This window comes from Solimonas sp. K1W22B-7 (assembly GCF_003428335.1).
Lineage (GTDB): Bacteria > Pseudomonadota > Gammaproteobacteria > Nevskiales > Nevskiaceae > Solimonas_A.
In genome coordinates this window covers 3,022,092-3,043,884 of the sequence record NZ_CP031704.1, presented here as the reverse complement: position 1 = coordinate 3,043,884, position 21,793 = coordinate 3,022,092, and the positions used below count along the sequence as shown (strand labels likewise).

The window sequence follows — 21,793 nt, the reverse complement described above, 5'->3', positions numbered from 1 at the left end:
GACCCTTCAGAGGACATACGCCATGCATCTCCATATGCTCAAGTGCAAGCTGCACCGTGCGCGCGTGACGCACGCCGAGCTGGACTACGACGGTTCCTGCGCCATCGACGGCAAGCTGCTCGATCTGGCCAACATTCTCGAGTTCGAGAAGATCGATATCTACAACATCACCAACGGCGAGCGTTTCACCACCTACGCCATCCGTGCCGAGGAAGGCTCGGGCATCATCTCGGTCAATGGCGCCGCTGCCCACAAGGCGCGCGTCGGTGATCGCGTGATCATCGCCGCCTACGCCCAGATGGACGAAGCCGCCGCGCGCCTGCTCAAGCCGCGCCTGGTCTACCTCGACGAGGAAAACCGCGTGGTCCGCACGGCCAACACCATCCCGGTGCAGATGGCCGCCTAGAGGTTGTGAATAGACCTGCTGTGCGACCCGATCTTGCGTCTCCGGTGCTCGCCGTACTTCAGTACGTCTCCGCTCCTCGACACAACCTCGGGCCGCTCGCGACGGTCTCTTCACACCTCTGAATGCTTTTAATGCTTTTGAACAAAAACGCCCGCGAAAGCGGGCGTTTTTGTTTACCCTTGTCGCCCATGTCGAACACCAAAGCCTGGTTCCCCACGCTGATCTACCACGCGCCGCTGATGCGCGAGGGCCTGCGCAGCTTCAATGCCGGCCTGGTGCGCGAGGCCGGCCAGATCCGCGACTACGATGAAGCAGGGCAGCGCTGGTCAAAGGTCGGCTATCCCGGCGGCTATACCAGCTATGGCTCGCTGGACCGCCTGCATCAGTTCTCGTCGAGCTTCGACACCCTGCGCAAGGCCGTGGACCGCCATGCGCGCAGCTACGCCCGCAAGCTGGACTGGGACCTGCGCGGGGCCAGGCTGACCATGAGCGATTGCTGGCTCAACATCATGCCGCGCGGCTGTGCCCACAGCTTCCACCTGCACCCCCATGCGGTGATCAGCGGGACCTACTACCTGCGTGTGCCGCGCGGTGCCCCGGGCCTCAGGTTCGAGGACCCGCGCCTGTCGAGCATGATGGCGGCGCCGATGCGCAAGGCCGACAGCGCCAGCCAGGCGCACATCGTCTATCCGGCCAAGGCCGGTGACCTTATCCTGTTCGAAAGCTGGCTGAGGCATGAGGTTCCCCCCAATCCGGTAGAGGACGAGCGGGTCTCGGTGAGTTTTAATTACCACTGGAGTTAGCTTCCGCCGGGTTCAGTCCGGATTAAGCCGCCCCATGGTGTCCTAGCTGTCAATAAAGGCACCTGGGCCGTGGCCGTGAATTACACTGTCGCCAAAAAAAGCGCTTCGACCCGAATGACTTCGACCCTCGTCCAGAGCCCGGCATGGCGCCGGCTGCAGAACCATGCGCAGGCCCTGCGGCCGCAGCGTATCGACGGGCTGTTCGAGCGGGACCCGGACCGCGCCGCGGAATTTTCCGCCAGCTCGGCCGGCTTCCACCTGGACTATTCCAAGCAGCTGATCGACCGCGATGGCCTGACGTTCCTGCTGGCCCTGGCGCAGCAGCAGCGCCTGCCCGAGTGGATCGCGCGCCTGGCCGCGGGTGAGGCGATCAACAGCACCGAGGGCCGTGCGGCCGCCCACATGGCCTTGCGCGCACCGGCCGGCAGCCGCATGAACGTGCAGGGCGCCGACGTGGTGCCGATGGTGCAGCAGGTGCTGGCCCGCATGGGCGGCTTCGCCGCCCGCCTGCGCAACGGCGAATGGCGCGGCTTCGACGGCCAGACCATCACCGACGTGGTCAACATCGGCATCGGCGGATCGGACTTCGGTCCACGCATGGTCTGCGAAGCCCTGCGCGAGCAGGCTGACGGTCCGCGCATGCATTTCGTATCCAACGTCGACGGTGCCGAGATCGGCGGCCTGCTGCCGCGGCTGGATCCGGCGCGCACGCTGTGGATCGTCACCTCCAAGACCTTCACCACGCAGGAGACGATGACCAACGCCCGCACCGCGCGCAGCTGGCTGCTGCAGCACGCGGGGCAGGAGGCCATCGCGCGGCACTTCGTCGCCGTCTCCACCAACCGCGCCGAGATCGAGCGCTTCGGCATCGACGCCGCCAACATGTTCGAGTTCTGGGACTGGGTCGGCGGGCGCTACTCGCTGTGGTCGGCCGTGGGACTGCCGATCATGGTGTCGCTGGGCGCCGAGCGCTTCGGCGAGCTGCTGGCCGGCGCGCGGGCGATGGACGAGCATTTCATCTCCAGCCCGCTGGATCGCAACCTGCCGGTACTGATGGCGCTGCTGGCGGTGTGGAACTTCAACTTCCTGGATCACGGCACCCAGGTCATGGCGGCCTACGCGCAGCGCCTGGAAAAATTCATCGGCTGGCTGCAGCAGCTGGAGCTGGAGTCCAACGGCAAGGGCGTGAACCGCGACGGTGAGGAAATGGCCTGCCGCACCGCCACCGTGCTGTGGGGCGACGTCGGCAGCAACTCGCAGCATGCCTTCTTCCAGATGCTGCACCAGGGGCCGCGCGTGCACCCGGTGGACTTCATCCTGCCGCTGCAGGCGATGCCGGGCCTGGAGGAACACCAGAACCTGATGATCGCCAACTGCCTGGCGCAGAGCGCCGCATTGATGAAGGGCAAGACCGCGCAGCGCGTGCGCGAGGAGCTGTCGGCCAAGGGTATGCAGGGCGAGGCGCTGGAAGAGGCCATTCCGCATCGCGTGTTCGCCGGCAACCGTCCCAGCAACACCCTGCTGCTGCCGAGGCTCGATGCCTGGCACCTGGGTGCGCTGCTGGCACTGTACGAGCACCGCACCTTCGTCGAAAGCGTGATCTGGGAGATCAATGCCTTCGACCAGTGGGGCGTGGAGCTGGGCAAGCAGCTCGCTCAGGATGTTCTCAAGGCGATGGACGGACAGGACCAGGGACTGGACCCTTCCACCCTCGCGCTACTGGAAAAAATCAGGCTCAACCGGGCCTGAATCGCGGTCGGTCTCGTACACAAGGAGAGTGTCATGAAACAGTCAAAGCCCAGTCAGTTTCTCCTCGGTATCGTCTTCGCCACCCTGGTGGCCGTGGGCGTGCCCCTGCCGGCGCAGGCCGGCATCGTCGGCAGCGAGCAGTTGCTGCAGTCGGAGCGCAGCAGCGTCAAGCGCGAGCAGCTGCAGCAGTGGATGGCACGCGATGACGTGCGTCAGCAGCTGCAGTCCATGGGTGTCGATGCGCAGCAGGCGGCCGAGCGCATCGATGCGCTGACCGACCAGGAGCTGCAGCAACTGGCGCTCAACATCGACACCGATCCGGCCGGCGGCGGCGTCATCGCGGTCATCGGCATCGTCTTCATCGTGCTGCTGATCCTCGAGCTGCTCGGCGTGACCAACATCTTCACCAAGATCTGATGCGGCGATTGTTGGTGGCCTGTGCGGCGCTGGCCCTGGTGGCCTGCGCCGCCAGCCCGCCGATGCGCGCGCAGTGGCCGCCGGCAACCGCGGGCGTGGAACTGACCGCGACACCCTTCTTCCCCCAGACCCGATACCAGTGCGGCCCCGCCGCCCTGGCGACGGCGTTGGCCGCTTCCGGAGTCGCCGTAACCCCCGACGAACTGGCGCCGCAGGTCTACCTGCCCGGGCGCCGCGGCAGCCTGCAGCTGGAGCTGGTCGCCGCCGCCCGCCGGCAGCAGCGGCTGGCCTACCCGCTGAAGCCGGACCCGGCCGCCTTGCTGGCGGAACTGGCATCGGGCCAGCCGGTGCTGGTGCTGCAGAACCTCGGCGTGTCCTGGCTGCCGGTGTGGCACTACGCCGTGGTGATCGGCGCCGACCCCGTGGCGGAGACGGTGGTGCTGCGCTCCGGTACCGACCGGCGCCGCGTGATGCGCTGGAACCGGTTCATGGACAGCTGGCGCCGCGCCGACCAGTGGGCCGTGGTGGTGACGCCGATGGACCGGGTTCCGGTCAGCGCCACGGCGCTGGACTGGCTGGGCGCCGCTGCTGCCTTCGAGCAGCTGGGCCAGCTGCCGCTGGCCACCATCGCCTACGAGGCGGCCAGCCGGCGCTGGGGCGATGCGACGCTGGCCTGGCAGCTGCTCGGCAACGCCCGCTACCGCGGCGGCGATCTCGCCGGCGCACGCAGGGCTTTCCAGCGTGCGGTGGAACTCAAGCCGGAGGCTGCCGCCTACAACAACCTGGCACAGGTGGAGCTGGAGCTGGGTTGCCGCGATGCGGCGGCAGCGGCGCTGGCGCAGGCGGAGTCGCTGACGGCGACGCCGGCGGTGGCGTCGGTGATCGCACAGACACGGGCGGCGCTGGCGGCGGCGCCTTCAAACGGAGTCTGCATGGCCCAATAACCTTGTCGCGAGCAAGCTCGCGACAAGGCGGAAGCTGCCTATGCCGCCGTTTCCGTCTGCCGCTCCAGCGCCCACAGCACATGCTCGCGCACCACCTCGTCCGGATACTCCAGCCGTTCCCGCAGCGCCGCCACCGCAGCCTCGCTGCGCGGCGCATTGCCGATCGCCACCGCCAGGTTGCGCAGCCAGCGCGGGTAGCCGACGCGGCGCAGCGACATGCCCTCGGTGCGGCGCAGCCACTCCTCCTCGTCCCAGGCGAACAGGTCCAGCAGTGCGGCGCTGTCCAGTCCGTGGCGCGGCGCGAAGTCAGGTTCCACGGTGGTGCGGGCGTAGCGGTTCCAGGGGCAGACCAGCTGGCAGTCGTCGCAGCCGAAGATGCGGTTGCCCATCAGCGGCCGCAGTTCCAGGGGAATGGCGCCGTGGTGCTCGATGGTGAGGTAGGAGATGCAGCGGCGTGCGTCGAGCCGGTAGGGAGCGGTGATGGCCTGCGTCGGGCAGATGCGGATGCAGGCGTTGCAGCGGCCGCATTCCTCCTTCACCGGCGGCGTGCTTTCCGGCGCCAGCGGCAGGTCGGTGTAGATCTCGCCGAGGAAGAACCAGGAGCCGGCGGCGCGATTCAGCAGCAGGGTGTTCTTGCCGATCCAGCCCAGGCGGGCATTGCGCGCCAGGGCCTTTTCCAGCACCGGGGCGCTGTCGGTCAGCACTCGGTAGCCATGCGGGCCGATCTCGGCCTCGATGCGGCGGCCGAGCTGGAGCAGGCGGCCGCGCATCAGCTTGTGGTAGTCGCGGCCCAGGGCGTAACGCGAGATGTAGGCGCGCTCGCCGTCGCGCAGCACGCGGTCGGCGGCCTCGGCGTCGGGGCGGTAGTCCAGGCGTGCCGAGATCACGCTGAGCGTGCCCGGCCGCAGGCGGGCAGGGGTCTGGCGCAGCGCCAGGTCGCGAGCCATGAAGGCCATGCCGCCGTGGCGGCCCTCGTCCAGCCAGCGCTGCAGGTGCGCCAGGTCCTGGTCCAGCGCCTGCTCGGCGATGCCGGCGTCGGCAAAGCCCAGCTCGCGCGCCCAGAGGCGGATTTTTTCGGGCAGTTCCGCCGCCAATGCGGCGGGGGGAGTTCCTATACTGGGGGCTATGAACGACATCGCCCGCAGATTGTATTCCGCCGAGCAGGTGCGCGAGCTGGACCGTCGCGCGATCGATCGGCATGGCATCCCGGGTTACACGCTGATGCAGCGCGCCGCCGAGGCCTGCTGGGCCGAGATCCAGCGCCGCTGGCCCGCGGCACGGCAGCTGTCGGTGGTCTGCGGCGGCGGCAACAACGGCGGCGACGGTTATGTCATCGCCAGGCTGGCGCGCGGCGCCGGGCTGGCGGTGTCGCTGTACCGGGTCGGCAACCCGGCTGGCACGGGTGACGCGGTGCGGGCCCGCGCCGACTGGCTGGCCGGCGGCGGCGCCGAATTCATGCTGCTGCCGGGCTACCTCGAAGGCGCAGAGGTCGTGGTCGACGCCCTGTTCGGCATCGGCCTGTCGCGGCCGCTGGAGGGCGCGATGGCGGCGGCGGTGGACGAGATGCGCTCGGCCCGTGCGCGCGGCGCCGGCGTGCTGGCGGTGGACATTCCCTCGGGCCTGGACGCCGACAGCGGCCGCCTCTGGGGCGCCGCCGTGCAGGCCGACGTCACGGTGAGTTTCATCGGCCGCAAGCTGGGCACGGAAACCGGCGAGGGGCCGGGCTGCTGCGGCCTGCGCATCTACGACGATCTGGGCGTGCCGCCGGAGGCCTACGAGGGCATCACTCCGGTGGCCACCCTGCTGGACCCGTCCGAGCTGCCCGCGTTGCTGCCACGGCGCGGCCGCGCCGCGCACAAGGGCTCGCATGGCCACGTGCTGGTGGTGGGCGGCGACAACGGCATGGCCGGCGCGGCCCTGATGGCCGGTCGTGCGGCCCTGCGCAGCGGGGCGGGGCTGGTGACGCTGGCCACACGCGCCGCACATGCCGCCACACTCACCGCCGCCCAGCCCGAGCTGATGTGCCTGGGCGTCGAGGAGCCGGCGCAGCTGCGGCGCCTGATGGACCGCGCCGACGTGGTCGCGATCGGCCCCGGCCTGGGCCAAGACGACTGGGGCCTGGGCCTGCTGGCCGAGACGCTGGACAGCAGCCTGCCGCTGGTGGTCGATGCCGACGCCCTGAACCTGCTGGCGCGCGAGCCGATCCGGCGCGACAACTGGATCCTGACCCCGCACCCGGGCGAGGCTGCCCGCCTGCTGAAGCTCGGCAATACCGAGGTGCAGCGCGACCGCCCGGCGGCCGCCGCGGCATTGTCGCGGCGCTATGGCGGGGTGGCGGTGCTCAAGGGTGCCGGCAGCCTGGTGGCCGGCCAGCGCCTGCGGCTCTGCGACCGCGGCAACCCGGGCATGGCCGTCGGTGGCATGGGCGATGTGCTGACCGGTATCATGGCCGCCCTGGTCGCGCAGGGCCTGCAGCTTGAAGAGGCCGCCGGCGCCGGCGTGCTGCTGCATGCCCTGGCGGGAGACCTCGCCGCCGGCCAGGCCGAACGCGGGCTGTTGCCCAGCGACCTGATCGAGCAACTCCGCTGCGTAGTGAACCCTGCTGTTGCATGAACGCCGAATCCCTTTACGACCTGCCGGACGCGGCCGCCACGGCCCGCCTGGGCGCCGCCCTGGCCGCCGCGCTGGGACCGCGCCCGAAAGGGGTGGTCTACCTGCTGGGCGATCTGGGGGCCGGCAAGACCACGCTGGCACGCGGCCTGCTGGAAGCACTGGGCGTGCAGGGGCGCATCCGCAGCCCCACCTACACGCTGATGGAGCCCTACGCGGTCGGCGAAACCCAGGTCCTGCACATGGATCTGTACCGTCTGGCGGATCCGCTGGAGTTGCACAACCTGGGTCTGGCCGACTATCCGCCGGAGCGTCATCTGTGGCTGGTGGAATGGCCGCAGAAGGGCGCGGAACTGCTGCCGCCGGCGGACCTGTGCGTCGATTTGCGGGTCAGCGGCGAGGGGCGCCAGGCGCGCCTGGCGGGCCCATTGAGTGAATTCTTGAAAGTTGAACATTAAGAAGCAAACCTATCCCCATGGATCGATTGGGGAAAAAGTTGCGCCGTTTAAAAGATCGCGCTACATTCGATACCACTGCCTGCATTGGGGATCCGTCGTGCGGTCCATCGTCGTCCTGCTGGCCATGCTGCTCGCTGCGCCTGCCGCTCTCGCGGCGGAGCTGCGCGACCTGCGCCTGTGGGAAAGCCCCGATTCGACCCGCGTGGTGTTCGACCTGACGGTCGATGCGCAGCACAAGGTCTTCACGCTCGCCAATCCCGACCGCATCGTCATCGACATCGCCGGCCTCGACAGCACGGCACTGCAGCGCATCAACCGCGTTGCCGGCAAGGGCCTGGTGCGTCGCGTGCGCTCGGGCATCCAGGACGGCGGCATCCGCGTGGTGCTCGACGTCGCCGAGCCGGTCGATCCCAAGAGTTTCGTGCTGACGCCCAACGACGAGTACGGCTATCGCCTGGTGCTGGACCTGCCGGGCCGCGCGCGTCCCGCGCCCGCGCCGGAGCAGCCGGTGATCGTTGCGGCACCCGCCGCCGTGCCCACGCCGGTGATGGCGATCCCGCCGACGCCGGCGGCGCCGGTGCTGCGGCTGCAGGACAAGCCGGTGGTCATTGCGATCGACGCCGGCCATGGCGGCGAAGACCCGGGCGCTCGCGGCAAGAGCGGCCTGGAAGAGAAGGAAGTGGCGCTGGCCATCGCCCGCAAGCTGGCCAAGGCAATCAACGCCGAGCCCGGCATGAAGGCCGTGCTGACGCGCGACGGCGACTATTACCTCAAGCTGCGCGATCGCGTGAACATCGCGCGCAAGCACCAGGCCGACCTGTTCGTGTCGGTGCATGCCAATGCCTTCCACAGCCGCGACATGCACGGCACCGCGGTCTACGTGCTGTCCGACAAGGGCGCCACCAACGAGCACGCGCGCTGGCTGGCGCGCAAGGAAAACGAGGCCGACCTGGTGGGCGGCGTCGAGATCCACGGCAAGGACAAGGAACTGGCGGCGGTGCTGATCGACCTGTCGCAGAACGCGACGATGGAGGCCAGCTTCGACGTCGGCCAGCGCATCCTGCGGTCGATGGGCCGCGTCAACAAGTTGCAGAAATCGGACGTGCAGCAGGCCGGCTTCATGGTGCTCAAGGCGCCGGACATTCCTTCCGTGCTGGTGGAGACGGCATTCATCACCAACGACCGCGAGGAAGCCCTGCTGGCCGACGAGGAGTATCGCGACACGCTGGCGCGTTCGATCCTCGATGGCATCAAGGGCTATTTCGTCAGCTACCGCCCGCAGCAGCAGGTGGTGGAAACCGACCCGCAGCAGATCAGTCTCAAGTAGGTACCTGGCTACATATCGACCTCTCTGACCGGAGGTATTCAGGCCCTGGCGCTGCTCCCGCCGGGGCCTTTTCTTTGGCGCAGCATTTACCGCGGTACGGCATTCAGTCCGCAAATGAACGCGAATAAACGCGAATGATGCAATCGGTATTTGCGTTCATTGGCGTTCATTTGCGGACTGCGTGTTTGTGGCGTCTTTGCACCGGCTACCATATGCAGATGCCCATCCAAGTCCTTCCCGATGTCCTGGTCAACCAGATCGCCGCCGGCGAGGTGGTGGAGCGGCCCGCGGCCGTGGTCAAGGAACTGGTGGAGAACGCCTTCGACGCCGGCGCCCGGCGTATCGAGATCGAGATCGAGCAGGGCGGCCTCGGTCTGATCCGCATCACCGACGACGGCGGCGGCATCGCCCCGGAGGAACTGGCGCTGGCGGTGACGCGCCACGCCACCAGCAAGATCGCCTCGCTGGACGACCTGGAACAGGTCGCCAGCTTCGGCTTCCGCGGCGAAGCACTGCCCAGCATCCTGTCGGTGTCGCGCCTGAGCCTGGTGTCCCGTACTCCCGATGCCGGCCATGCCTGGCAGGTGGAAGGCGCCGGTGCGCTGGAAACACAGAAGCCGCAGCCGGCCGCGCATCCGCAGGGCACCAGCGTGTTGGTGCGCGACCTGTTCTTCAATACGCCGGCGCGGCGCAAGTTCATGAAGTCGGAATCCACCGAGTTCCGCCATATCCAGCAGCTGGTCGGGCGGCTGGCGCTGTCGCGCTTCAGCCACGGCTTCCGCCTGCTGCACAACCGCCGCAAGCTGCTGGACCTGCCGCCGGTGGACGACGAGGCCGGGCGCGATGCGCGTGTCGGCACGGTCTGCGGCGAGGAGTTCCTGCGCCACGCGGTGTTCATCGACGACCAGCGCGCCGGTTTGCGGCTGTGGGGCTGGGTGGCGCTGCCGGCCTTCGCCCGCGGCCAGGCCGACCTGCAGTTCCTCTACGTCAACGGCCGCGCGGTACGCGACAAGCTGATGACCCATGCCCTGCGCCGCGCCTTCGCCGACGCGATGCATTCCACGCATTACCCGGCCTACGTGCTGTACCTGGAGCTGGACCCGGCACGGGTGGACGTCAACGTGCACCCGCAGAAGGCCGAGGTGCGCTTCCGCGATTCCTCGACGGTGCATGACTTTCTGTTCGGTACCGTGCATCGCCTGCTGCGCGAGCTGCGTCCCGACCCGGCGCTGCACCATCCGGCGCAGTTCGCCGCGCCGCCGCCGTCCGCGCCGCAACCGCAGCAGTCGGGCTTCCGCTATGCCTCGCCGCCGCCGCGCTTCGACAGCGCGCGCGAACCGGCGGCCAGTGCCTGGACCACGCTGGCCACGGCGGTGGAGCAGCTGGGCTCGCCGGCGGAATCGGCCTTCGCGCCGGTGCCGGCGCCGCAGCCGTCGGATGACGAGCAGCCGCTGGGCCATGCCATGGCGCAGCTGCAGGGTGTCTACATCCTGGCGCAGAACCGCCAGGGCCTGGTGGTGGTGGACGCCCATGCCGCACATGAGCGTGTGCTCTACGAGCGCCTCAAGCGCCAGCTCGCCGAGGGCGGGGTGCCGTCGCAGGCGCTGCTGATTCCCGAACGGCTGCAGTTGCCGGAGGATGCGGTGGACTCGCTGGAGGCGCGGCGCGAGGAGCTGTCGCGCTACGGCCTGGAAATCGACCGCGCCGGCCCGACCTCGGTGGTGCTGCGCGCGGTGCCGCCGCTGCTGGCGCGCGAGGACATCCCGGCCTTCGTTCGCGGCCTGGTGTCCGACGAGGACCTGCGCGAGACCTCGCACCATCTCGGCGAAGTGCTGGATGCGCAGCATCGCGTGATGGCGGACATCGCCTGCAAGGCGGCGATCAAGGCCAACCGCCGGCTGACCCTGCCGGAAATGGATGCCCTGCTGCGCGACATGGAGCGGACCGAGCTGGCGGACCAGTGCAACCACGGCCGGCCGACCTGGATCCAGGTGGACATGGCCGGGCTGGACAGGCTTTTCCTCCGCGGACGCTGACGCGCCCATGCTTCCCGTCATCCTGCTGATGGGCCCGACCGCCTCGGGCAAGACCCAGCTGTCGCTGGACCTGGCGGCGCGGCTGCCGGTGGAGATCGTCAGCGTCGACTCGGCCCTGGTCTACCGCGGCCTGGACATCGGCGCCGCCAAGCCCGACACGGCGACACGGGCTGCCGTACCGCATCACCTGATCGACATCCTCGAGCCCTGCGAGATCTATTCGGCCGCGCGCTTCCGCGACGACGCCCTGCGCCTGGTCGGAGAGATCCGCGGCCGCGGCCGCATCCCGTTGCTGGCCGGCGGCACCATGCTGTACTTCCGGGCGCTGCAGCAGGGTCTGTCCGACCTGCCTTCGGCCAATGCCGACCTGCGCCTGCGGCTGGAGCAGGAGGCCGAGCACATCGGCTGGCCCGGCATGCACGCGAAGCTGGCGACACTGGACCCGGCGACCGCTGCGCGCCTGCACCCCAACGATGCCCAGCGCATCCAGCGTGCGCTGGAGGTGATCGAACTGAGCGGTTCTTCGCCCAGCGACTGGTACGCGCGGCCCAAGCCGCAGGGCATCGAGGGGCCGGTGATCAAGCTGGCGCTGAATCCGCCGTATCGCGCCGAACTGCACCGGCGCATCGAGCTGCGCTTCCGTCAGATGATGGAGCAGGGTTTTCTCGACGAGGTGCGGCGCCTGCGCGCCCGCGGCGACCTGCACGCCGATCTGCCATCCGTTCGTGCCGTCGGCTATCGCCAGCTTTGGGAGCACCTGGAGGGGCAGGGCACGCTGGACGAGGCGGTTTCCAGGGGCATCGCCGCGACGCGGCAGTTCGCCAAGCGCCAGCTGACCTGGCTGCGTTCCGAGCCGGGATTGCAGTGGCTCAATCCCGCCGAGCCTGAACTTTTGGACAAGGCGCTCGGTCTGATCGGTGATCCTGGGGTGGACGTGCGCCGGACTTGACAAGTGATACACTCGACAGGCCGGGTATATACCGGCCGTTGCGGTGTGCGAGGTTCCAGCCGCAGGACGAACATTAAAAAGGGAACAGAACATGTCTAAAGGTCATACGTTACAAGAACCGTTTCTCAACGCCCTGCGCAAGGAACGCATCCCGGTTTCGATCTACCTGGTGAACGGCATCAAGCTGCAGGGCCAGATCGAGTCCTTCGATTCCTTCGTCGTCCTGCTGCGCAACAGTGTCAGCCAGATGGTCTACAAGCACGCGATCTCGACCATCGTGCCGGCGCGCGCCGTCCGTATCTTCGATGGCAGCAGCAGCGAGTCCGCCGATCATCACGGCCACGAGGGTGGCGCTCCGGAAGCGCCATCGGCCTGACGCCGTCGCGATTTTCCACGTTTTACCGCGCCGCCCGTGCCGGCTTCCGCCGGCACGGGCGGCCTTTGCATTTCTGAATCATGTTTGAACGCCCCAAGGCAGGCCAGAAGGCCGTGCTCGTACACCTGGAATTCCCCGGCGCCGATTTCGACTCGGACCGGCTGGAGTTCGTCGAACTTTGCGTCTCGGCCGGCGCCGAGGTGCTCAACGTCATCGGCGGCAGCCGCAAGGATCCGGACTCCGGCCTGTTCGTCGGCAGCGGCAAGGCCCAGGAAGTGGCCGACTGCGTCGCCGCCACCGGCGCCGAACTGGTCATCTTCAATCACCCGCTATCGCCCAGCCAGGAACGCAACCTGGAGAAGCTGATCGCCGCCCGCGTGCTCGGCCGCGCCGGCCTGATCCTGGACATCTTCGCCCAGCGCGCCCGTACCCACGAGGGCAAGCTGCAGGTGGAGCTGGCACAGCTGCAGCACATGTCGACGCGCCTGATCCGCGGCTGGACCCATCTGGAGCGCCAGGGCGGCGGCCGCGGCATCGGCATGACCGGCCCCGGCGAAACCCAGCTGGAGCTGGACCGCCGCCTGATCAAGACCCGCATCGCCACGCTCAAGCGCCACCTGGAAAGTGTGCGCTCCCGGCGCCAGCAGAACCGCGTGGCCCGCGCGCGCAACAACGTGCCCACGGTGTCCCTGGTGGGCTACACCAACGCCGGCAAGTCGACGCTGTTCAATGCCATGACCGGCGACAGCGCCTATGCCTCCAGCCAGCTGTTCGCCACCCTGGACACGACCGTGCGCAAGCTGCAGCTGCCGGCCGGCGAGCCGGTGGTGCTGGCCGACACGGTCGGTTTCATCCGCGACCTGCCGCACGACCTGGTGGCGGCGTTCCGCGCCACCCTGGAAGAGGCGCGCGAGGCCACCCTGCTGCTGCACGTGATCGATTCCGCCGATCCCGAGCGCCTGGCGCGCATCTCCCAGGTGGAGGCGGTGCTCAAGGAGATCGGCGCCGACGGGGTGCCGAGCATGCAGGTGTTCAACAAGATCGACCTGCGCGAGGGCGAGGCGCCGCGCATCGAGCGCGACGACCAGGGGCTGCCGGTTCGCGCCTTCGTGTCGGCGCGCACGGGAGAAGGGATCGATGCCCTGCGCGAGGCTATTGCCGAGCGCATCCGCCCGCAGCTGCAGCGCTACGAGTTGCTGGTGCCGCCCCGGGCGGCCCGGCTCAGGGCCCAGCTGTTCGAACTCAACGCCATCCTCGGCGAGGAACTGGACGAGGAGGGCAACTTCCGCCTGAGCGTCAGCCTGCCCTGGGAGCGCCTGCGCGGTCTTTGCGTTGCCGCGGGCCTGGAACCGCCTCCGGCGCCGACTGTCATTGAGGAATGGGAGATGGGACTTTAAGAGCCTGGCCGTCGCCGTCGCTGGCGTGATTTATTGGCGTATAGGCTCTAAAATCCCGCTCTCTAAAATATTGAATTGCCCCCTTTTTTTGCCCCTACCCCAGTCCGGGAACGGGGCAGTCCCCACCTGATTTGGAGCAGCAACAAGGGCTTGGAGCGATCCAGGGCCGGAATTGGCTCCTGCGGGTGGTGTTGGCCACCAGAGGAAGAACGAATGGCTTGGAATGAACCCGGACCGGGAAAAGACCCTTGGAGCCAAGGCCCCAGGAAGGGTGAGGGTCCGCCGGACCTGGATGAAATGCTGAAACGCTTCAAGGCGCGTTTCGGCGGCGGCCGCACGCCGCCCGGCGCCCGGGCGCCGCTGCCTTTCGGCCTGATCGGCCTGGTCGTCGCCCTGTTCGGCGTGCTCTGGCTGTTCTCCGGCTTCTACGTGGTGGACGAACAGGAGCGCGCGGTGACGCTGCGCTTCGGCAAGTACGTCGGCACCACCGAGCCCGGCCTGCGCTGGCACATCCCCTGGCCGGTGGAACAGGTCGAGGTCGTCAACTTCACCGGCGTGCGCGAGGCGCGCGACGAGGCCACCATGCTGACGCGCGACGAGAACATCGTCGTGGTCGAACTGAAGGTCCAGTACCGCGTTTCCAACGTCGAGGACTATGTCTTCAGCGTCAACGATCCGGACCTGACGCTGAAGCAGGCGATCAAGTCCGCGGTGCGCGCCGTGGTCGGCCGCAGCAGCATGGACTACGTGCTGACTGAGGGCCGCGAGGAGATGGGTGACCGCACCAAGGTGATCCTGCAGGAGCTGCTGGACAGCTACAAGGTCGGCTTGATCGTGACCGAGGTCAACCTGCAGCAGGCGCAGCCGCCCGAGCCGGTGCAGGCCGCCTTCGGCGACGCCATCAAGGCACGCGAAGACCAGCAGCGTTCCCGCAACGAGGCCCTGGCCTACGCCAACGACCGCCTGCCCAAGGCCCGCGGCGCCGCCGCGCGCCAGGTGGAGGAAGCCAGCGCCTACCGCGACCAGGTCGTGGCCAAGGCCGAGGGCGACGCCGCGCGCTTCCAGCAGCTGCTGGTGGAGTACCGCAGGTCGCCGCGCGTGACCCGTGAGCGCATCTACCTCGACAGCATGAACGCCGTACTCGGCAGCACCAGCAAGGTGCTGATCGACGTCGACAAGGGCAGCCCGATGCTCTACCTGCCGCTGGAGCAGTTGCTGAAATCGGCGCCGGCACCGTCGCGCGACAACGCCAGCGACTACATCACTGCGCCGGGCGCGCTGCCGGGCAGCGGCAGCCTGCCAGGCGGCGATCCCTCGCGGTCGCGGGACAGGGGACGTTGATCATGAGCAAGAATCCGATTTTCTGGGCGGCGCTGGCGTTCCTCGCGCTGCTGACCGTCACCAATTCCTTCTTCATCGTCGACCAGCGCGAGAAGGCCATCCTGTTCCAGCTCGGTGAGCTCAGGGGCAAGGACTTCGCCCCCGGCCTGCACATGAAGACGCCGTTCTTCCAGGACGTGCGCCGCTTCGACGGCCGCATCCTGACGCTGGACAACCAGACCGAGAACTTCCTGACGGTCGAGAAGAAGAACGTCGAGGTCGATTTCTACGTCAAGTGGCGCATCGCCGACGCGGCGGTCTACTACCGCGCTACCGGCGGCCAGGAGATCGTCGCTTCCGACCGCCTGTCCTCGATCCTCAACCGCGGCCTGCGCGACCAGTTCGGCAACCGCACGATCCAGCAGGCGGTGGCCGACGATCGCGACGCGATCGTGCAGGAGGTGGAGAAGGACGCCGCGATCAAGGTCAAGGACCTGGGCATCGGCGTGGTGGACATCCGCATCAAGTCGATCAACCTGCCGAAGAACGTCAGCGAATCGGTCTACGACCGCATGCGCGCGGAGCGCACCGGCGTGGCCGCGGACCTGCGTGCCCGCGGTGCCGAGGACGCGGAAAAGATCCGTGCCGAGGCCGACCGCACCGCGCAGGTGACGCTGGCCAACGCCTACAAGACGGCCGAGACGCTCAAGGGCGAGGGCGACGCCCGCGCCGCCGAGATCTACGCCAAGGCCTACGGCCAGGATCCCGAGTTCTACAGCTTCTACCGCACGCTCAACATCTATCGCGATAGCTTCAGCGGCAGCCATAACATCATGGTGCTGGAGCCCAAGGGCGAGCTGTTCCGCTACTTCAAGGGCTCGGGAAACAAATAGTGTGGACTGGTCAGAATTGTTGCGCGCGCTGGCCCTGGTCATGGTGCTCGAAGGGATCATGCCCTTCGTCGCGCCGGCCCGCTGGCGGCAGATGATGCTGTCGGTCATGCAGCTGGACAGCCGTGCCATCCGCGGCATCGGCCTGGTGTCGATGCTCGGCGGCGTGATCCTGCTCAACTTCCTCTAGGCCCAGGATTAATGTCGATCAAGAAATGGATGCTGCCGGAGGGGGTTGAAGAAGCCCTGCCGCCCACCTCCTGGGAGCTGGAGGACCTGCGCCGCAAGCTGCTGGACGGCTTCCGCAAGCGTGGCTACGAGCTGATCCTGCCGCCGCTGATCGAGCATCTCGACGCGCTGCTGACCGGCACCGCCCAAGACCTGGACGCGCGCACCTTCAAGTTCACCGACCCGGCCAGCGGCCGCCTGCTGGGCCTGCGCTCGGACATGACGCCGCAGGCCGCGCGCATAGCCGCGCGCCGCTTCCGCGACCAGGCCGTGGTGCGGCTGTGCTACCTCGGCACCGTGCTGCGTGCGCAGCCCGACTCCCTGGGCGGTCCGCGCTCGCCGCGCCAGGTCGGTTGCGAGATCTTCGGCGAGGCCGGCATCGAGGCCGACCTGGAAGTGATCGACCTGATGCTGCGCACCCTGCGCCTGGCGGGCCTGAAGAAGGCCCACCTGGACCTCGGCCACGTCGGCATCTACCGCGCCGTGTCCGAGAAGCTGGCGCTGGACCCGGACGACGAGTCCGCGCTGTTCGACATCCTGCAGCGCAAGTCGCAGCCCGACCTGGCGGAATTCGCCACGGCGCGCGCGCTCAAGCCGCGCGTGGTCAAGGTGTTTGCCGAGCTGATGGCACTCAACGGCGACGTCACCGTGCTGCAACGTGCGCGCGAGACGCTGAAGCCCGCCGGGGCTGCCGTGCAGGAGGCGCTGGACACGCTGGACAAGGTGGTCCGCAAGCTGCGCGCCGAGGCGCCGAAGCTGCCGATCCACATCGACCTGGCGGAACTGCGCGGCTATCGCTACCACACCGGCATCGTGTTCGCGGCGTTCGCGCCGGGACATGGCCGCGAGATCGCGCGCGGTGGACGCTACGACGGCGTCGGCGCCGAGTTCGGCGTGGCGCGGCCGGCCACCGGCTTTTCGGCCGATTTGAACGAGCTCCTGCGCCTGGCGCAGTAGCGGCTTAACGATTCATCAAGAGATAGAAACATGGGCAAGACCGTAGTGGTGATCGGGGCGCAGTGGGGAGACGAAGGCAAGGGCAAGGTCGTGGACCTGCTCACCGACCGTTGCCAGGCCGTGGTGCGCTTCCAGGGCGGCCACAACGCCGGCCACACGCTGGTGATCAACGGCGTGAAGACCGCGCTGAACCTGATCCCCTCGGGCATCATGCGTCCCGGCGTCGCCTGCCTGATCGGCAACGGCGTGGTGCTGTCGCTGCCCGACCTGATCAAGGAGATCGAGAAGGTCGAGGCCACCGGCGCCTCCGTGCGCGACCGCCTGCGCATCTCCGAGGCCGCACCGCTGGTGCTGCCGGTGCATGCGCGCCTGGACCAGGCCCGCGAGCGCGCCCGCGGCGAGAACAAGATCGGCACCACCGGCAAGGGCATCGGCCCGGCCTATGAAGACAAGGTGGCGCGCCGCGCCGTGCGCGTCGGCGACCTGTTCAGCCGCGAGTTGCTGGCGTCCAAGCTCGGCGAACTGCTGGCCTACCACAACTTCGTGCTGGTCAATTTCTACAAGGAAGAGCCGGTCGATTTCCAGAAGACCCTGGATGACCTGCTGGGCTACGCCGAGATCGTCAAGCCGATGGTGGCCGACGTCACCGAACTGCTGCGCCTGCACCTGAAGAAGAAGGACAACGTCCTGTTCGAAGGCGCCCAGGGCGCCCTGCTGGACGTGGACCACGGCACCTATCCCTTCGTGACCTCGTCCAACACCACCGCCGGCGGCGCCGCCACCGGCACCGGCGTCGGCCCGCGCGAGCTCGACTACGTGCTGGGCATCGTCAAGGCCTACGCCACCCGCGTCGGCTCGGGTCCGTTCCCGACCGAGCTGGACAACGACATCGGCCAGCACATCCGCGACAAGGGCGCCGAGTACGGCACCGTCACCAAGCGCCCGCGCCGCTGCGGCTGGTTCGACGCCGTGGCCGCGCGCCGCTCGATCTTCAACAACAGTGTCACCGGCCTGTGCGTCACCAAGCTCGACGTGCTCGACGAGATGGACGTGATCCGCATCTGCACCGGCTACAAGGTCGACGGCCAGCCGGTGGAAGTCCCGCCGGTCGGTGCCGAGGCCTTCGGCAAGGTCGAGGCGATCTACGAGGACTTCCCGGGCTGGAAGAGCAACACCTACGGCGTGACCCGCTACGAGGACCTGCCGGAGGCCGCCAAGCGGTACCTGCGGCGTCTCGAGGAGGTCACCGAGGCCGAGGTGGCGATCATCTCCACGGGTCCGGATCGCGAGCACACGATCGTCCTGAGGAACCCGTTCGCCTGATTTCCGCTGTTCCCCGCTTCCTGGGTCCCATTCGCGGCGCCTTCTTGCCCTCCCACCGGGGGCAGGGGTGCCTGCGGGCGTTGGGGCCGGGGATGTGGAACACTATTGCCGTGTTCAGACGGGCCCCAAAACAAAAAAACCCGGCCGAGGCCAGGTTGTTTTGTTTGGTGCCCAAGAGAGGACTCGAACCTCCACGGTTTTACCCGCCAGTACCTGAAACTGGTGCGTCTACCAATTCCGCCACCTGGGCATCAGGGGCGCGCATTTTCGCCATGAGGCACCGCTTTGTCAATGAAAAGAAATAAAGAAAATTCCAATAACCCCCGCCCGCCGCAAAAGCAGGGTGGCCGTCCTCCCCGTGGACAGCCGGCCTGGATGGAGGACGATGCCGAGTTCCAGCAGGAACAGGGCCGTTACGCCGACCCCATCCCCAGCCGTGCCCATATCCTCAAGACCCTGGGCGAGCAGCCCGGGCCGGTGACGCTCGACGACCTGGTCGGCCTGTTCGGCCTGCGCAAGCTGTCGCAGCAGGAGGCGTTGAACAAGCGCCTGGTCGCCATGTCCCGCGAAGGCCAGGTGGTGCAGAACCGCAATGGGGCCTACGGCCCCGTGGCGCAGATGAACCTGATCGCCGGCTGTGTGCAGGCCCACCGCGACGGCTTCGGCTTCCTGATCCCGGACGCCGGCGGCCCGGACGTGTTCCTGCCGCCGCGCCAGATGCGCGCGCTGATGAATGGCGACCGTGTGCTGGTGCGCATCACCGGCACCGACTTCAAGGGCCGCCCCGAGGGCGCGGTGTCCGAGGTGATCGAACGCGTCAGCCGCACCATCGTCGGCCGCTTCCACATGGACCAGGGCATCTCCTACGTGATCCCGGACAATCCGCGCATCACCCAGGACCTGCTGATTCCGCCGGAGGGCCGCAAGGGCGCCAAGAACGGCCAGATGGTGGTGGCCGACATCGTCACCCCGCCGGGCAACCGCACGCTGGCCGTGGGCGAGGTCAAGGAAATCCTGGGCCAGCACCTGGCGCCGGGCATGGAGATCGAGGCCGCGATCCGTGCCCACAGCCTGCCGTTCGAATTTCCGGATGCGGTCGAGCGCGAGTCCGCCGCCATTCCCGACACCGTTCAGCCGGCGCAGATGGCTGGACGCGAGGACATCCGCGACCTGCCGCTGGTCACCATCGACGGTGCCGATGCGCGCGACTTCGACGACGCGGTCTACGCCAAGCCGATCAAGAAGAGCCTGCTCAACAAGGGCGGCTGGACGCTGTGGGTGGCCATTGCCGACGTCTCCGCCTACGTGCGCCCCGACACGCCGCTGGACAAGGAGGCCTCCAAGCGCGCCACCTCGGTGTACTTCCCGCAGCGCGTCATCCCGATGCTGCCGGAGAAGCTGTCCAACGGACTGTGCTCGCTCAACCCCGACGTGGACCGCCTGTGCATGGTCTGCGAGATGCGCGTGATGCCCGACGGCGAAGTCGCCAAGTCGCGCTTCTTCGAAGGCGTGATGCGCTCCAAGGCACGCATGATCTACGAGGACGTCGCCGAGATCCTCGACCAGCCGGACGGCGAGAAGGCCAGGGCGCGCTCCGCCCTGGTGCCGCACCTGCAGGCCCTCGACGGCGTGTTCGAGGCCCTGTTCAAGGCGCGCGAGCGCCGCGGTGCCATCGACTTCGAAAGCACCGAGACCAAGATCGTGTTCTCCGGCGAGCGCAAGATCGACCGCATCGTGCCCGTACAGCGCAACCGCGCGCATCGCCTCATCGAGGAATGCATGATCGCCGCCAACGTCGAGTCGGCCAAGACGGTCCAGAAGGCGAAGGTGCCGACGCTCTACCGCATCCACGAGCAGCCCGACACGATGAAGGTCACGGCGCTGCGCGAGTTCCTGGCGCTGCAGGCCCTGAAGCTCGGCGGCGGCGAGAAGCCGGCGGCGATGGATTTCGCCAAGGCGCTGGCGGCGGCCAAGGGCCGGCCCGACCAGATGCTGGTGCAGACCATCATGCTGCGCTCGCTGATGCAGGCGAAGTACAACCCGACCAACAGCGGCCACTTCGGCCTGGCGCTGACGCACTACGCGCACTTCACCTCGCCGATCCGCCGCTACCCGGACCTGCTGCTGCACCGCGGCCTCAAGCACATCCTGTTGAAGAAGAAGGGCCAGCCCTTCCTCTACACCCCGGAGCAGATGGAAGCCTTCGGCACGCATTGCTCGATGGCCGAGCGCCGTGCCGACGAGGCCACGCGCGACGTCAACACCTGGCTCAAGTGCGAGTACATGCGCCACCGCGTCGGCGAGGACTTCGACGGCACGGTGTCCAGCGTCGCGGCCTTCGGCCTGTTCGTGGAGCTGACCGGCCTGTACGTCGATGGCCTGGTCCACGTCAGCAACCTCAAGAACGACTACTACGAGTACGACAACCGCTCCCACCGCCTGGTCGGCAAGGCCAGCCGCATGACCTACACGCTGGGCACCAAGGTGCGCGTAAAAGTCGTGCGCGTGGACCTGGATGAGCGCAAAATCGACCTTGAGCTGCTCAGTTCCGGCAAGGGTCAGCCCGGCCCCGGCAAGGGCCAGGGAGGCCAGGGCAAGGGACAAAGGTCGCAGGACCGGCGTTCGGAGCCCAAGCATTCAGAACCCAGGCATTCAGAACCCGTTAAGCCGCGCGGCTCAGAATCCCACCCATCCAAGTCCCATTCCCGAAGGGGGAAACGATGAAGTACTTCAAGCCTCTGCTGGCCGCGGCGCTCGTAGTGAGCGTTGCCGGCTGTGCCAATGATCCCAACCAGCGCGCCAAGACCGGCGCCGCCATCGGTGCCGTGCTCGGCGCCGTGGCCGGCAACCAGGTCAGCCATGCGCGTGGCGCCCCGATCGTCGGCGCCGTGGTCGGCGCGATCGCCGGCGGCGCGGTCGGCAACTACATGGACAAGCAGCACGCCCAGCTGCAGCGCGACCTGGCGGCGGAAGCGGCGCGCAACGAGCTGCAGATCATCAAGCTGCCGGGCGACGCCCTCAAGATCGGCATCGCCAGCGACGTCAGCTTCGACATCGACAGCGCCCAGCTGCGCCCGAACGCCCTGACGACCTACGCCAAGATCGCCAGCGTGCTGAAGACCTACGACAAGACCGTGATCCACATCGTCGGCCACACGGACACGACCGGTTCGGACGCCCACAACCAGAGCCTGTCCGAGCGCCGTGCCTCCTCGGTGGCCAGCTACGAGGTCAGCCAGGGCCTGCCGGCCGGCCGCGTGCGCGAAGAGGGTCGCGGCGAGCGCGAGCCGCTGGTGCGTACCGGCGACGGCGTGAAGGAAGCCCGCAACCGCCGCGTCGACATCATCATCAAGCCGGTGATCGAAGGCCGCGAGCAGGAAGCCTGGACGCCCCCGCCGTATCTGGGTGGCTAAGCGCAACCCGTTGCACGAAAAGCCCCCGGAATCGGGGGCTTTTTTTGGTTCTTCTCGCATGGGCGAAAATTCCAAAAGCCAGTTTGGCCGCGGATTACGCGGATAAACGCGGATGTATCCGTGTTATCCGCGTAATCCGCGGCAAAAAAGCTTTGGGCTTCTGCGACAATATCCGCAAAACCGGAGCATC

Annotated in this window: 20 protein-coding genes and 1 tRNA gene; 19 read left to right on the top strand and 2 right to left on the bottom strand. The window is 67.9% G+C overall.

Annotated elements, in window-relative coordinates; genetic code table 11:
* Positions 1 to 22 precede the first annotated feature (22 nt).
* The 5 genes from panD to D0B54_RS13825 all read left to right on the top strand — a co-directional run bounded on the left by panD (position 23) and on the right by D0B54_RS13825 (position 4,319).
* Positions 23 to 406, top strand: a complete 384-nt coding sequence (gene panD / locus D0B54_RS13845; protein ID WP_117291883.1) for an aspartate 1-decarboxylase — start codon at positions 23 to 25, stop codon at positions 404 to 406.
* A gap of 188 nt (positions 407 to 594) precedes the next feature.
* Complete coding sequence (locus D0B54_RS13840) at positions 595 to 1,209, top strand: TIGR02466 family protein (protein WP_117291882.1); 615 nt, start codon at positions 595 to 597, stop codon at positions 1,207 to 1,209.
* A gap of 114 nt (positions 1,210 to 1,323) precedes the next feature.
* Positions 1,324 to 2,958 (top strand): glucose-6-phosphate isomerase, encoded by a 1,635-nt coding sequence (gene pgi / locus D0B54_RS13835; protein ID WP_117291881.1) that lies wholly within the window; start codon positions 1,324 to 1,326, stop codon positions 2,956 to 2,958.
* 33 nt (positions 2,959 to 2,991) lie between these two features.
* Positions 2,992 to 3,375, top strand: coding sequence for a PA2779 family protein (locus D0B54_RS13830; protein WP_117291880.1), 384 nt, complete (start codon positions 2,992 to 2,994; stop codon positions 3,373 to 3,375).
* Complete coding sequence (locus D0B54_RS13825) at positions 3,375 to 4,319, top strand: PA2778 family cysteine peptidase (protein WP_117291879.1); 945 nt, start codon at positions 3,375 to 3,377, stop codon at positions 4,317 to 4,319. Before D0B54_RS13830 ends, D0B54_RS13825 begins: the two co-directional genes overlap by 1 nt.
* Before the next feature lie 38 nt (positions 4,320 to 4,357).
* Here D0B54_RS13825 and queG read toward each other — a convergent pair whose 3' ends face one another.
* Positions 4,358 to 5,455, bottom strand: a complete 1,098-nt coding sequence (queG, locus tag D0B54_RS13820; RefSeq protein WP_117295237.1) for a tRNA epoxyqueuosine(34) reductase QueG — start codon at positions 5,453 to 5,455, stop codon at positions 4,358 to 4,360.
* Between queG and D0B54_RS13815 the strand changes: the two genes are divergently transcribed.
* The 12 genes from D0B54_RS13815 to D0B54_RS13760 all read left to right on the top strand — a co-directional run bounded on the left by D0B54_RS13815 (position 5,445) and on the right by D0B54_RS13760 (position 18,190).
* Entirely contained in the window at positions 5,445 to 6,932 is a 1,488-nt protein-coding gene (locus D0B54_RS13815; protein ID WP_117291878.1) for an NAD(P)H-hydrate dehydratase, read from the top strand. The two genes, queG and D0B54_RS13815, sit on opposite strands and share 11 nt — an antisense overlap.
* Entirely contained in the window at positions 6,929 to 7,387 is a 459-nt protein-coding gene (gene tsaE, locus D0B54_RS13810; protein ID WP_117291877.1) for a tRNA (adenosine(37)-N6)-threonylcarbamoyltransferase complex ATPase subunit type 1 TsaE, read from the top strand. The genes D0B54_RS13815 and tsaE overlap by 4 nt, the downstream gene beginning before the upstream one ends.
* A gap of 97 nt (positions 7,388 to 7,484) precedes the next feature.
* Complete coding sequence (locus tag D0B54_RS13805; protein WP_240433431.1) at positions 7,485 to 8,714, top strand: N-acetylmuramoyl-L-alanine amidase; 1,230 nt, start codon at positions 7,485 to 7,487, stop codon at positions 8,712 to 8,714.
* Between the two features lie 212 nt (positions 8,715 to 8,926).
* Complete coding sequence (mutL, locus tag D0B54_RS13800; RefSeq protein ID WP_117291876.1) at positions 8,927 to 10,750, top strand: DNA mismatch repair endonuclease MutL; 1,824 nt, start codon at positions 8,927 to 8,929, stop codon at positions 10,748 to 10,750.
* A gap of 7 nt (positions 10,751 to 10,757) precedes the next feature.
* The gene (gene miaA, locus D0B54_RS13795; protein ID WP_240433430.1) at positions 10,758 to 11,699 is read left to right on the top strand and encodes a tRNA (adenosine(37)-N6)-dimethylallyltransferase MiaA; all 942 of its coding nucleotides are present in this window, start codon (positions 10,758 to 10,760) and stop codon (positions 11,697 to 11,699) included.
* A gap of 91 nt (positions 11,700 to 11,790) precedes the next feature.
* The gene (gene hfq, locus D0B54_RS13790) at positions 11,791 to 12,075 is read left to right on the top strand and encodes an RNA chaperone Hfq (RefSeq protein ID WP_117291875.1); all 285 of its coding nucleotides are present in this window, start codon (positions 11,791 to 11,793) and stop codon (positions 12,073 to 12,075) included.
* 80 nt (positions 12,076 to 12,155) lie between these two features.
* Positions 12,156 to 13,472 (top strand): ribosome rescue GTPase HflX, encoded by a 1,317-nt coding sequence (hflX, locus tag D0B54_RS13785; protein WP_117291874.1) that lies wholly within the window; start codon positions 12,156 to 12,158, stop codon positions 13,470 to 13,472.
* A 213-nt stretch (positions 13,473 to 13,685) separates the two neighbouring features.
* Entirely contained in the window at positions 13,686 to 14,813 is a 1,128-nt protein-coding gene (gene hflK / locus D0B54_RS13780) for an FtsH protease activity modulator HflK (RefSeq protein WP_117291873.1), read from the top strand.
* Positions 14,814 to 14,815: 2 nt separating this feature from the next.
* Positions 14,816 to 15,685: a protease modulator HflC gene (gene hflC, locus D0B54_RS13775; protein WP_117291872.1), complete on the top strand. Its 870-nt coding sequence runs from the start codon at positions 14,816 to 14,818 to the stop codon at positions 15,683 to 15,685.
* Position 15,686: 1 nt separating this feature from the next.
* Positions 15,687 to 15,872 (top strand): DUF2065 domain-containing protein, encoded by a 186-nt coding sequence (locus D0B54_RS13770; protein ID WP_240433429.1) that lies wholly within the window; start codon positions 15,687 to 15,689, stop codon positions 15,870 to 15,872.
* An 11-nt stretch (positions 15,873 to 15,883) separates the two neighbouring features.
* Positions 15,884 to 16,867, top strand: a complete 984-nt coding sequence (locus D0B54_RS13765) for an ATP phosphoribosyltransferase regulatory subunit (protein WP_117291871.1) — start codon at positions 15,884 to 15,886, stop codon at positions 16,865 to 16,867.
* 30 nt (positions 16,868 to 16,897) lie between these two features.
* Entirely contained in the window at positions 16,898 to 18,190 is a 1,293-nt protein-coding gene (locus tag D0B54_RS13760) for an adenylosuccinate synthase (protein ID WP_117291870.1), read from the top strand.
* A 165-nt stretch (positions 18,191 to 18,355) separates the two neighbouring features.
* Here D0B54_RS13760 and D0B54_RS13755 read toward each other — a convergent pair.
* Positions 18,356 to 18,440, bottom strand: a tRNA-Leu gene (locus D0B54_RS13755).
* Between the two features lie 125 nt (positions 18,441 to 18,565).
* Here D0B54_RS13755 and rnr point away from each other — a divergent pair.
* Together rnr and D0B54_RS13745 are read left to right on the top strand one after the other, a co-directional pair.
* Entirely contained in the window at positions 18,566 to 20,914 is a 2,349-nt protein-coding gene (rnr, locus tag D0B54_RS13750) for a ribonuclease R (protein WP_117291869.1), read from the top strand.
* Positions 20,911 to 21,603 carry an OmpA family protein gene (locus D0B54_RS13745; protein ID WP_117291868.1) on the top strand — a complete coding sequence of 231 codons (693 nt, stop codon included), beginning with the start codon at positions 20,911 to 20,913 and terminating at the stop codon, positions 21,601 to 21,603. Before rnr ends, D0B54_RS13745 begins: the two co-directional genes overlap by 4 nt.
* Positions 21,604 to 21,793: the final 190 nt, after the last annotated feature.

Bases quoted from the DNA above. Each gene is read 5' to 3' on its own strand.
- panD (WP_117291883.1), top strand. From the start codon at position 23: ATGCATCTCCATATGCTCAAGTGCAAGCTGCACCGTGCGCGCGTGACG.
- D0B54_RS13840 (WP_117291882.1), top strand. From the start codon at position 595: ATGTCGAACACCAAAGCCTGGTTCCCCACGCTGATCTACCACGCGCCG.
- pgi (WP_117291881.1), top strand. From the start codon at position 1,324: ATGACTTCGACCCTCGTCCAGAGCCCGGCATGGCGCCGGCTGCAGAAC.
- D0B54_RS13830 (WP_117291880.1), top strand. From the start codon at position 2,992: ATGAAACAGTCAAAGCCCAGTCAGTTTCTCCTCGGTATCGTCTTCGCC.
- D0B54_RS13825 (WP_117291879.1), top strand. From the start codon at position 3,375: ATGCGGCGATTGTTGGTGGCCTGTGCGGCGCTGGCCCTGGTGGCCTGC.
- D0B54_RS13815 (WP_117291878.1), top strand. From the start codon at position 5,445: ATGAACGACATCGCCCGCAGATTGTATTCCGCCGAGCAGGTGCGCGAG.
- queG (WP_117295237.1), bottom strand. From the start codon at position 5,455: ATGTCGTTCATAGCCCCCAGTATAGGAACTCCCCCCGCCGCATTGGCG.
- tsaE (WP_117291877.1), top strand. From the start codon at position 6,929: ATGAACGCCGAATCCCTTTACGACCTGCCGGACGCGGCCGCCACGGCC.
- mutL (WP_117291876.1), top strand. From the start codon at position 8,927: ATGCAGATGCCCATCCAAGTCCTTCCCGATGTCCTGGTCAACCAGATC.
- miaA (WP_240433430.1), top strand. From the start codon at position 10,758: ATGCTTCCCGTCATCCTGCTGATGGGCCCGACCGCCTCGGGCAAGACC.
- hfq (WP_117291875.1), top strand. From the start codon at position 11,791: ATGTCTAAAGGTCATACGTTACAAGAACCGTTTCTCAACGCCCTGCGC.
- hflX (WP_117291874.1), top strand. From the start codon at position 12,156: ATGTTTGAACGCCCCAAGGCAGGCCAGAAGGCCGTGCTCGTACACCTG.
- hflK (WP_117291873.1), top strand. From the start codon at position 13,686: ATGGCTTGGAATGAACCCGGACCGGGAAAAGACCCTTGGAGCCAAGGC.
- hflC (WP_117291872.1), top strand. From the start codon at position 14,816: ATGAGCAAGAATCCGATTTTCTGGGCGGCGCTGGCGTTCCTCGCGCTG.
- D0B54_RS13765 (WP_117291871.1), top strand. From the start codon at position 15,884: ATGTCGATCAAGAAATGGATGCTGCCGGAGGGGGTTGAAGAAGCCCTG.
- D0B54_RS13760 (WP_117291870.1), top strand. From the start codon at position 16,898: ATGGGCAAGACCGTAGTGGTGATCGGGGCGCAGTGGGGAGACGAAGGC.
- rnr (WP_117291869.1), top strand. From the start codon at position 18,566: ATGGAGGACGATGCCGAGTTCCAGCAGGAACAGGGCCGTTACGCCGAC.
- D0B54_RS13745 (WP_117291868.1), top strand. From the start codon at position 20,911: ATGAAGTACTTCAAGCCTCTGCTGGCCGCGGCGCTCGTAGTGAGCGTT.